The sequence below is a fragment of the Streptomyces spirodelae genome (assembly GCF_017676385.1).
GTDB lineage: Bacteria > Actinomycetota > Actinomycetes > Streptomycetales > Streptomycetaceae > Streptomyces > Streptomyces spirodelae.
This window is the reverse complement of record NZ_JAFFZN010000045.1, coordinates 19,654-30,296: the sequence shown is the minus strand read 5'-3', so window position 1 is coordinate 30,296 and position 10,643 is coordinate 19,654. Positions and strand designations below refer to the sequence as shown.

General features: G+C 70.9%; 12 protein-coding genes. All 12 read left to right on the top strand.

Features of this window, described 5'->3' with window-relative positions:
- Positions 1 to 80: 80 nt before the first annotated feature.
- The 12 genes from JW592_RS31345 (at position 81) to dndC (ending at position 10,523) form a co-directional block, all read left to right on the top strand.
- Positions 81 to 521, top strand: a complete 441-nt coding sequence (locus JW592_RS31345; protein ID WP_307805611.1) for an SLOG family protein — start codon at positions 81 to 83, stop codon at positions 519 to 521.
- A 139-nt stretch (positions 522 to 660) separates the two neighbouring features.
- A complete protein-coding gene (locus tag JW592_RS31340; RefSeq protein WP_209268663.1) occupies positions 661 to 1,017 on the top strand; it encodes a hypothetical protein in 357 nt (118 codons plus the stop codon).
- Between the two features lie 77 nt (positions 1,018 to 1,094).
- Positions 1,095 to 1,544, top strand: coding sequence for a hypothetical protein (locus JW592_RS31335; RefSeq protein WP_209268662.1), 450 nt, complete (start codon positions 1,095 to 1,097; stop codon positions 1,542 to 1,544).
- A 385-nt stretch (positions 1,545 to 1,929) separates the two neighbouring features.
- Positions 1,930 to 2,724, top strand: a complete 795-nt coding sequence (locus tag JW592_RS31330) for a hypothetical protein (RefSeq protein WP_209268661.1) — start codon at positions 1,930 to 1,932, stop codon at positions 2,722 to 2,724.
- A gap of 67 nt (positions 2,725 to 2,791) precedes the next feature.
- Positions 2,792 to 3,223: a hypothetical protein gene (locus tag JW592_RS31325; RefSeq protein ID WP_209268660.1), complete on the top strand. Its 432-nt coding sequence runs from the start codon at positions 2,792 to 2,794 to the stop codon at positions 3,221 to 3,223.
- Between the two features lie 209 nt (positions 3,224 to 3,432).
- Positions 3,433 to 5,145, top strand: a complete 1,713-nt coding sequence (locus JW592_RS31320) for a DUF3560 domain-containing protein (protein ID WP_209268659.1) — start codon at positions 3,433 to 3,435, stop codon at positions 5,143 to 5,145.
- A gap of 177 nt (positions 5,146 to 5,322) precedes the next feature.
- A complete protein-coding gene (locus tag JW592_RS31315) occupies positions 5,323 to 5,472 on the top strand; it encodes a hypothetical protein (RefSeq protein ID WP_209268658.1) in 150 nt (49 codons plus the stop codon).
- 81 nt (positions 5,473 to 5,553) lie between these two features.
- A complete protein-coding gene (locus tag JW592_RS31310) occupies positions 5,554 to 6,339 on the top strand; it encodes a hypothetical protein (protein WP_209268657.1) in 786 nt (261 codons plus the stop codon).
- Between the two features lie 78 nt (positions 6,340 to 6,417).
- A complete protein-coding gene (locus JW592_RS31305; protein ID WP_209268656.1) occupies positions 6,418 to 7,320 on the top strand; it encodes a hypothetical protein in 903 nt (300 codons plus the stop codon).
- 65 nt (positions 7,321 to 7,385) lie between these two features.
- Positions 7,386 to 7,826 carry a DUF6197 family protein gene (locus JW592_RS31300; RefSeq protein WP_209268655.1) on the top strand — a complete coding sequence of 147 codons (441 nt, stop codon included), beginning with the start codon at positions 7,386 to 7,388 and terminating at the stop codon, positions 7,824 to 7,826.
- 85 nt (positions 7,827 to 7,911) lie between these two features.
- Positions 7,912 to 8,874 carry a DUF6884 domain-containing protein gene (locus tag JW592_RS31295; RefSeq protein ID WP_209268654.1) on the top strand — a complete coding sequence of 321 codons (963 nt, stop codon included), beginning with the start codon at positions 7,912 to 7,914 and terminating at the stop codon, positions 8,872 to 8,874.
- 224 nt (positions 8,875 to 9,098) lie between these two features.
- Complete coding sequence (dndC, locus tag JW592_RS31290; protein WP_209268668.1) at positions 9,099 to 10,523, top strand: DNA phosphorothioation system sulfurtransferase DndC; 1,425 nt, start codon at positions 9,099 to 9,101, stop codon at positions 10,521 to 10,523.
- Positions 10,524 to 10,643 lie beyond the last annotated feature (120 nt).

Here is a 10,643-nt window from a genome sequence, read left to right as displayed (position 1 = left end):
CCCAACACTGGTAATGTTGGTCTTGTTGGAAGGGGATGGCACCCCGAACAACACGAACCACTCGAAACCCGGAGGTAATTGTGACCACGTCGCTCATTGAGGCCGAGGCCAGCAACCCCGCTACAGTCTGCCGACTGCACGTGATCCCGCCGCAGCGCATCCTCGTGACCGGCACCTCCGACGTTGACCCTCGACTGGTTCGCGATGCCCTGACGGATGCCTGGCACGATCTCACGATGATCTACGGACCGGCCGTACGCATGGTCGTCATGCACGGTGACGAGGCCGCCGGAGCGGTGGCTGTTGCCCGGGATTGGGCGGCGGAGCACGGAGTCTCGGAGGAGCCGCACGCAGGCGGCGGTATCTACCGCCACGGTGCGCCCGTCGCCCGCGTGCCCGCCATGCTTGAGCATGCTGACATGTGTCTGGCGTTCATCGGCCCGGACGACCGTCCCGCGCAGGCGACCGCGCGACTCGCCAGGCGCGCGGGGATCCCGGTTCGCTACTGCGGCACCGCCTGACAAGAGGCCCGAAGAATCCTGGCTGGACGCCGTTTCCCGCTTGCCGATCAGGTCGAACACTGGTAATGTTGGTCTTGTTGGGAGGGGGTGGCACCCCGAACCAACACCACCACTCGAAACCCGCACCACGGAGGCACAGATGTCCCGCACCGACCACCACCGTCGTCCGCGCCCGGCCCGCAAGGGCAACCCTGCCCGCATGTTCGGTGTGGACGACCGGGCCGCTGCCCGTAAGGGCATCCTCACCACGGCCGCACGGGGCGAGGACGGTTACCCGCAGTTCACCGCCCGCGCCGTGGCCCGGGGGCAGGCCCAGGGCAAGCCCGGCAAGCGCAAGGCGTACCAGCAGGCCGCGCACCGCCGTGACCGGGCCGCTACCCGCGCGGCCCTGGCAACGACCGCGTACCGGCGCGACCCGGCCAGCCGCCAGGCCCTCCGCCTGGAGCGCGCCCTTACCCCCACCGTCCGCCGTGGCGTGGACTGGGACATCAGCTGATCCACCCCGCCGGGGCGGCGGATGGCACCGCCGCCCCGGCCCCTCGAAACCCCACCAGCGCGAGAAAGGCCCCGCACATGACAACCAGTGCCGCCCCCACGTTCGCCGTTTACGGCCGTATCGTCGCCACCACACCGCTGTTTCACGTGGTGTGTGACCACTGCCCGCAGTGGCTCGGACCGGTCACCGACGACTTCGAGCAGCATGTGCGGGACGTCCGGCAGCACGCAGCGCAGCACCCCGCACCGTCCGCAGGAGCCCGGTGGATTCCCGGCAGCACCGCGCCTCGCCGTGCCACGCGTGGCGAGGAGGTCGGACAGGTGCCGGTCTATCGGGTGATCTGCGACGAGTGCGGCTCCCGGTACACGGGCAGGGGCGGCACCGACCGCGACCAGCTCGCCCAGTACATCGCGCTGCACGTCGCCGTGCACGAGGCCGCCTACCGGGTGGCCACGGAGGGGACCCTGGAGGCCGTACGCGCTCACCAGGCAGCTTCCGAGGCCGACCCGGGCCGCTGGGCCTACTGAGCGGCCGCCGGGGGGGCGACGAGCGCCGCCGCCCCCCGGCCTGACAGCGCGGCGGGACGCGACGGCTGGCCGTGGTCCCGCCGCCGACCGCGCAGGTTGCCGATGCCCCCGAAATGCGGGCGCCGACCAGTAGCCACTCCGGAAGCACGGTGCGCCCGCATCGGGCCGCCAGCCGGCCCCGGCCGTACCGGCACCCCCCGGCGGCCGACGAACTGACCGCCCGGCGCGCGCCCGCGCCGACAGGTTCATGGAGCCTGGTGCGGCCGCGCACCCCGCTGGTCACCACCGCACGCGGGCGACGGGCCGCCGCCCGCGTGCTGATGCCGTACGCCGCAAATCGGCCCGGCACCCCTCGAAACCCGAACACCGCACGAGAGGAACCGCTTTGAACACGATCGACACTGCCCCCGCCACCGCAGCCGAGCGCTACGAGATCGGCAGCCGCGCCGCGGACGGCCGCTATCCCGTCGCCGTCGACGGGAAGCCGACCGGCCATGTCTACCGCTGGCACGGCGGTTGGTACGCCGTCGCCCCGGGCCAGCCGGAGACCCGCCACGACGACAGGCACGCCGCCGCCGCGCACCTGGTCGACCTGGTCGACTCCGGCGCCGTCGAGCCGGGCGCCGCACCGGCCGAAACCGCGGCCGCCGAGGCGGGCATCGTCCCGTGGCTCTCCCCGAAGCTGAAGCCCACCCGGCGCAACATCATCAGCGCCGCCATCGCGTTCGGACGAATCGCCGAACTGGCCTGGAAGCCGGAGGACGAGGAGGGGAACCCCACCGGCTACCCGGGGTCCGACAATCCGTGGGACCTCACCTGTGAACTGGACGGAAAGACGGTCGTCCGCTGGTGGAGCCACATGCGGGGGCGCAACGGCGACAACACCCCGCGGCCCAAGTACCGGCACGAGGGCTGCATCCCCTTCGAGGAGCAGGCTGGGAAGGTGGCTGCGCTCGTCGGGGAGCCCGTCACCATCTGCCCCTGCCAGCAGGACACCCACCCGACCACCGCCGACACCGCCGACGACCTGCTCAAGCGGGCCGAGCGGGCCCGCCGCGCCGACGACACCGAGGCCCTGCGCCAGCTGCTCACGCAACTGCTCGGGCCGTGCCCCGCCAGCAGCGCCCGCGGCCAGGCGATGAAGGAGCTCAAGGAGCGCGGCCAGCGCACCAAGAGCTGACGGCCCGACCATCCCCGGGGCGGCGGCGAACGCCGCCGCCCCCTCCCGTCCCCGAGGAAGGAGCGCGATGCCGCGCGTCACCCGGGCGCACACCGTCGCCCACCACCTGGTCCAAGGCGGCCTGACCGACCTGAAGCTCAGCGAAGCCACCCAGCTGAAGGACCGCCCCGGCCTCTACCACGAAGACGGGTTCTCCGTCCGCAGCTACCACGCGCCGGACGGAACCCTGCTCACCGTGGCCGGCGCCTACGGTCCGGACTGGGTCATGACCCGCGCCGAGATCCGCTACCGGCTGGAACAGCCGTACATCCGGTACACCGTCACGGACGACGCCCCCGAGCTCGGCGACCATGAGCTGTTGGTCCGCTGGGCCACCGGCGAGGAACTCCGCGCCCGCAGGCAGGCCGCCGCGGCACGCCAGGCCCCGCTCGTCGCCCTGATCCTCCGCCAGGAGGCCGAGCAGGCGGCCGAGGACGCCGGGCAGTCCACACTGTTCTGACCGCGCCGACCGGCGCGCGAGGCCCCCGGCCTCTCTTCCCGGGGCGGCGGGCCCCCGCCGCCCCGGGAAGACCCGGCAGGAAACCCCTGTTCAAAGGCGCTCTCACACTTGGAGATCAGTGGGAAAACTGGTAATATTGAATCCGTTGGAAGGGGATGGCACCCCGACCAACACACCTCGAAACCCCAACCGTGGAGGACCACGTCTCAATGACCGCAACACCCGCCAAGGGCACGATCACCATCACTCACACCCGCGCCGACGGCACCCTGGTCGAGGGAACCGAGAAGGGCGACGAGGCCGCGAAGATCCTCAAGCGCAAGGAATACGGGCGCCGGGGCGGCCTGGCCTTCCGCTGGGGGTATGACCTTCAGTGCTGGTACCTGCGCCACTCCCGGGACCGCGCGGCCGACCAGTGGACGGTCAACAAGCTGCGCGGCTACCTCGAAGAGGCCGGGTACACCGTCGTTGTCAACATCGACGACCACAAGCGGCGCAGCTACGCCGAAGCGGAAGCCGAGCGGATCGAGCGAGCCCAGGCCCGCGCCGAGCGCTACGACGAATACGCCGGGAACGCCGCATCCCGGGCCGAGGGCGCGCACCGGTCCGCTGACGCCATCTCGGAATACATGACCGGCGAGCCGATCAAGGTCGGTCACCACTCGGAGCGCAGGCACCGCCGCGACGTCGAGCGCATGGACAACCACATGAGGCGCGGCATCGAGGAGAGCCGGAAGGCTTCCTACTGGGCTGACCGGGCGGTGGCGGCCGAGCACTTCGAGGCGTTCCGCCGCGACCCGAACCGGACCTTGCGGCGCCTGGAGAAGCTGCGCAAGGAGCTCCGCGACATCGAGAAGTGGCAGCGCGGAGAGCCCGCGTGCGGCTTCACCCGCTCCACCACCCCGGAGGGCCTGGCGACGCTGGCCACTGAGCGGGACGTGGTCCTGGAGAAGATCGCGTTCGAGGAAGCGGTGATCGCTGAGGCTGAGGCCCGGGGCTTCAAGGTATGGGGGCCAGGCGACTTCACGAAGGGCGACTTCGTGAACAGCGGCGGCACCTGGCGCGAGGTGTTGCGGGTGAACAAGAAGAGCGTGACCGTGCCGCACCTGCTCACCCGTACCGGTATGGCGGTGATGCGGTCCGGCGACCGCGCGTGCACGGCCGGAACGGTGTACTACGGGCGGCCGTCGCCGTGTAAGGGCGGGAAGCGGTGCACCTGCGACACCCAGACCCTCCCGTATGACGCAGTGTGCGGATGGGCCAGCGCCGCCGACATCGCGCGCCTTGAAGCGACGGAGCCCGAGCCCGAGGCGGAGCGGAAGGTATGCCCCCACTGCAAGCGCGTAGCGGGGAGCGAGAAGCGGTTCAGCCCGGCGCGCGGCATGTGCACCGTGTGCGGGTACGCCGCGCCGCGGAACTTCAAGGCCGAGCCCGCACCTGCCCCGGAGGCTGCCGAACACCGGAAACAGGTCGAGCAGGCCCCGCCGGTCGAGGAGCCGGCACCGGCGGCTGAGACGTGCCCCATGTGCCACTCCAGCCAGTGGCACGCGGAAGCTCGCCGCTGCGCTCACTGCCACCACAGCCCCAAGGAGAAGCCGACCCCCGCGCCAGCTCCCACCACGGGGGAAGGCTGGCAGGAGGGACTGGCCCTGGTGTTCATCGCCTCACGAAACTCCCGCCCGCCCCGCTTGCGGGCCCTGTGGGCGATGACCCGCCGCGAGGCACAAGCCGTGTGCAGCGATCCCCGCACCTCTGGGCGCTCGTTCATGCTCAGTTGGACCGAGCACCCCGGCGACGAGGGCACCGACTGGGAGTGGATCACGGACAAGGGGACCTTCGCCCCGGTTCTCGAAGAACTGGGCATCACCCCACGCCGTGAGTGGGCCGCCGCCCCGGAGACTCCGGTCACCTTCGCGCAGTAGCGGTCAGCCGGGGGCGGGCCGCTGGCAGTAGCGGCCCGCCCCCGGCAATCCATCCAGATCGAGACCCTGCACCCTGGCCCGTCAGGGGAAAAGATGGTATTGTTGAATATGTTGCGAGGGGATGGCACCCCGACCGGCACGACCACTCGAAACCCCACCACCGACCCGGAGGCATCCGTGACCCCCTCAGCCGAGCGAACGGCCAAGCACCCCACCGGCATCGCGCAGTACGTCGTCGATGTCCTGATCAACCTGATGCGGTTCTTCGGCCCCGACCCGGCCGCGATCGTCCGCCCCAAGCCCGGCCGTCAGGCCCGCCAGGGCTGACACGACCACCCGGGGGCGGCGGATGGCACCGCCGCCCCCGGCCCGCTCGAAACCCACCCACACCATCCGAGGAGAACCCCCGTGCCCTACTTCCCGCTGATCTCCGCCGTGCACGCCGCACTGCGCGCCGTCACGGCCGACACCACCCCGGCTACGCTCGACCAACTCGACAGGGCACTGGCCGACCTGCCACTGATCGGTGAGGTCACCGAAGGTGCAGGTCAGTCCGTCTGCCTCGCCCTGGAGCTGATCGGCACCGCCCGCGACCACGAGCTGTTCCGCGCCGTGCGGGAGGTGCAGGACGAGGTGGCAGCGATGCTTGCCGCCGGGCCCCGCACCCCCGTGCACAGCCACCCCGCCATGCGGGCCGTCATCCAGGCGCTCGGACTCTGCCACGCCAGCGGCGGAGACTGGAACACCGACAGTGCCAACTACCGGGCATGGGACCGCGCCATGCACGCCGGGACCTACATGGTCCGCGCCGTGTCCGGCTTCCTGTACGCGGAGGCCGAATTCACCACGCGCAAGGTGACGGAACTGGCGGAAGAGTTCTCCGGCGCCGCCCGCCGCGCCATCGCCTACCACGCCCGCGACCTGGCCCGCACCGCACTGACGATGACCGCGTACGACTACGGCCTGTTCGTCATCGGCACCCGCGCCCCCGGCCGCGAGCCCCACACGTGGACCCGCCGCATCGGATCGGACACCTTCCAGTTCGAGGTCACCCCGCCCGACCTGTACCGCGGAGCCCCGGCGGGACGGCTGATCGTCACCAGCTACCAGACCGGCCAGCGCGTGCACGACCTGGCCCTGTCGACCGATCCCAAGCGCGGCAACGCCGTCGCAGACGCCCTGTTCCTCATCTGACCCAGCGCCCCCGCCGGGCGGCGGATGGCACCGCCGCCCGGCCCTCGCTCGAAACCCAGCACCAGACGGAAGGACCCCATGACCACCCCGTACACCATCAACGACGCCAAGCTGAACGATGCGCTCGACGACGCCCACGAGCGCATCCAGCGCGCCGAGGACCGGCTGGCCCGCGTCGCGTGCGCACACATCGCCGCCGCCGTCCGCGATGTCCTCACCGACCACGAGCCAGCGGCGCCGTTCGACGCCACGCACCTCCGCCTGACCGGGCACGACGTGCTGAGCACCGACGGCACGTACTGGACCGCCACCGGCGAGGAACGGCGCATCCCCGCCTCCGACCTGCTGGACGACGGTCTGCTCGGGTGGGTCAACCAGCTCAACCACGGCAACCGCCACATCTGGCGGCCCCTGTGCGAGACCGAGAACACCATCACGGAAGTCGGCCACCGGCTCGACTTGGGCCAAGCCGCACAGCTCCCCGACGAGGTCCACACCTCCGCCCGGGTGCGCGAAATCCGCGACCGCCTGGCCGCCGCGCCCTACCGGCCATGGAACGTCGAAGAATTCACCTGGAACCGCAACGGCGCCACCGTTCCCAAGGACGCCCCGGACGCAGTGCACACCGATTTCGTCGTCAGCGACTCCTCCGGGGACCAGGTGGCCGAGGTCTCGGTCAGCTACGACGGCCCCGGGGACACCAACACACCCGCCGAGGACCTCGCCGAGACCCGCGCCAACGCCGAACTCATCACCCGGGCGCCGGAGGACCTGCTCTACCTCCTGGCCTACGCCGACCACCTCGCTGGCGGCGCGGACGCCGAGGAACTTCACCTGCGCGGCCATTGCGTCCACTGCCGGACCAGCCTCTACAGCTCCACATCCTCCGAGGCCCTGACCGCCGCAGACAGCAGCACCCAGTGCGGCCGCCCACTCCCCACGGGCCGCACCCTTCCGGTCCCGCACACACTCAGCACCTGACCCACCCGGGGCGGCGGATGGCACCGCCGCCCCGGACCCTCGAACCCGCCACCAGGAGGACCGCCGTGACCGGCACCCGCTACTCACCCGACAGCATCCTGGTCCCGACCACCCCCGGCACCCTGCTGGAGTGGGCCGCGACCCACATCACCCGCGTCGGTATCTACCAGAGCCGCTACAGCCTCTTCAGCGGTCCCGGCCGCCTCGCCCACCGCCGATGCTCCGTCGGCGGTGCGCTCGACGTCGCCGCCGGCCGCGACCGCATGGCCGCCGACCGCCCGTACGACCTCGAGGCGATCGGCACCGCCCTCGATGACGCGTACCGCATCCTCGCCGAACACCTTGAAGACGGACCCGTTCCGATACCACCCGGACGTGAGCCGACGGCACACCACAAAACGGTCGTCCATCTATGGACCCTCGCCCCCGACCGCACCGCTCAGCAGGCAGCCGCCGCACTCCGCGCGGCCGCCGAGACCGCCCGCGCAGCCGACCGGCTGTTCTGACCCCCCGCCCCAAGCTCCAGCCCCCCGGGGAGGCGGATGGCACCGCCCCCGGTCCCTCGAAACTCGATCAGCAACAGGGAGGACCGTGCATACCGAAGCCCAACCCACCCGCGGGGAGGGGACCGGCACCGTCCGGTGCCCTTGCTGCGGGCTCCAGCAGCCCACCGAATCCGGCGCCGTCATCGACCACAAACCCACCCGCGCGGCGGCGGACGACTGTCCCGGGAGCGGACTCCATCCCCGAACGGACCCCCACGAGCCCTCCAACGGGGCGGTCCCTGACACGTGCGAGATCCAGCTGTCGCTGTTCGACCGCACCGCCGCCGTACGGCCCGAAGACCGGCCCGCACCGCGGCCCCGGCGCCGCCACCGCACCCCGGCCGAGGCCCTCGACACCGATGCCAAATGGGCGATCATCCATGCTCGGCGTGGCCAGTTCGGGGTGCTCGACCCTTTGCTGCCCCAGACCAGCAAGAGAGAGCTCGCGGCTGCGGAGGCCGAGGGCGCCGTCCACTTCGACGTCACCCGGCACCGGCCCGGCGCCGAGGATCTCCTGGCCCCGCCGCCCGCGGTGGGCCGCCCAGTCGTGGTAATCCCGTGCAGCGCCACCAAGAGGCAGGTACCCGACGGTGAGAGAGCCCCAGCCGAGGACCTGTATCAGGGCCCGTACTTCACCAAGTGCCTCACGGCCGCCCGCGCCATCCCTGGCGGAAGGGTCCTGATTCTCAGTGGCCGGTACGGATTGATCGCCCCCAACACGCCGATCGCCACGTACGAGAAGCGTCTGGACCCGCGCAACGTCGACCACGCCAAGCACCGCACCCAGGTCGCCGCCATGGGCCCAGCGATGCGCCACGCACCCGAGGTGATCGCGCTCGCCGGCAGGGACTACGCGGACGCAGTCGCCGCAATCTGGCCGCACACGGTGCGGCCCCTCGCGGGCGTCGGCATCGGTATCCAGCTTCAACGGCTGACCCGTATCGCCGAATCCGCCGACCCCCGGGCCACCGCCCTGGCCTTCGCTACCGCGGCGGCCACCCGCCCCTAACGCGGCGCGGCCGCGCCGACCGGCAGTGGCCCGAACCCTGGCCGCGCCCGTCCGTCGCCCGGCACGCCACCGGGCGACGGACGCCCCGTCTTTGCGCCGCCCGGCGCGCACCCATCGCTCACCCGCGGCCCCGCGCCGCCCCACCGAGAGGAGACCTCCCCTTGTACTCCCCCGTGTTCCTGCCGCTCGACATCGTCAAGCCGCAGCCGTTCGGCGGCCGCACCATGGACGAAGCCATTCAGGAGCTGCTTGAGGAGATCCGCGAGCTCTACCTGGCCGACGGCACCCCTTGGGTCGTCGGCTACTCCGGCGGCAAGGACTCCACCATCACGGCCCAGCTGGTGTGGATGGCCCTGGCCGGCCTCCCGGCCGAGCAACGCACCAAGCCGGTACACGTCATCTCCACCGACACCCTGGTCGAGAACCCCGTGGTCGCTGCGTGGGCGAACCGGTCCCTGGAGGCCATGCGCACCGCGGCCGCCGCCCAGCAGATGCCCATCGAACCCCACCGCCTCACCCCGGAACTCGAAGACACCTTCTGGGTCAACCTGATTGGACGCGGCTACGCCGCACCTCGGCCCAAGTTCAGATGGTGCACCGACCGCCTCAAGATCCGGCCCTCGAACAAGTTCATCCTGGACGTGGCCAACAAGTACGGACAGGTGATCCTCGTCCTCGGCATCCGCAAGGCAGAGTCGGCCACCCGGCGCCGGACGATGGAACGGCACGAGAGGGGCCGCGTCCGCGACCGGCTCAGCCCGCACGGCAGCCTGCCCGGATCACTCGTCTACTCGCCGGTCGAGGCGTGGACCACAGACGAGGTATGGATGGCCCTGATGCAGTACCCCAACCCCTGGGGCCACTCGAACAAGGACCTGCTGGCGATGTACCGCGGCGCCTCCGAGGACAGCGAGTGCCCCCTGGTAGTCGACACCTCCACCCCCAGCTGCGGAGACAGCCGGATGGGCTGCTGGACCTGCACGATGGTCGAGCAGGACAAGAGCTTGCGAGCGATGGTGGCCAACGACGAAGAACTGGAGTGGATGCGGCCCCTGCTGGCCCTGCGTGATGCGCTCGACATCGAGGACGACCGCCACTTGAGGGACTTCCGCCGCATGAACGGCTCCCTCATGATCCACCGCGACCGCCTGGTCCACGGCCCCTACACGCAGGCAGCCCGCGAGGACTGGCTGCGCCGCCTCCTGGAGGCCCAGACCTGGATTCGCGCCCATGGCCCCACCTACGTCCGCGACATCACCCTCATCACGCTCGATGAACTGCACCTGATCCGCCGAATCTGGGTGTTCACGAAGCACGAGATCGAGGACAACCTCCCCGGGATCTACGAGGAGGCCACCGGCCAACCGTTCCCCGGCCGCCCACTGGACGAGACGCTCAGCTTCAACGCCGCACAGACAATGATCGACACCTTGCGTGAGGTCTGCGACGACGAGGAGGAGTACCTCCGCATCCGGGCCTTGCTCGCAGTCCACCGTCGCTACAACGTCATGACCCGCCGCGCCGGCCTGCTCGACGCTTTGGAGAAGGTCCTTGAGAAGCACTCCTTCGAGGACGAGGAGGACGCGCTCGCTTTCGCCCAGTTCCGCCGGGGCGAGAACCCGGACAAGGGACAGGGCGCGCTGTTTTGATCACCCGGCGCGGTGCTCACCAACATGTTGGTGAGCACCGCGCCGGCGCCGATTCCGGCTCCGCGCTTCCCATGCGCAGCCTAAGTGCGGTATTTTTTTCAATGTTGGCTAGGGTGGCGC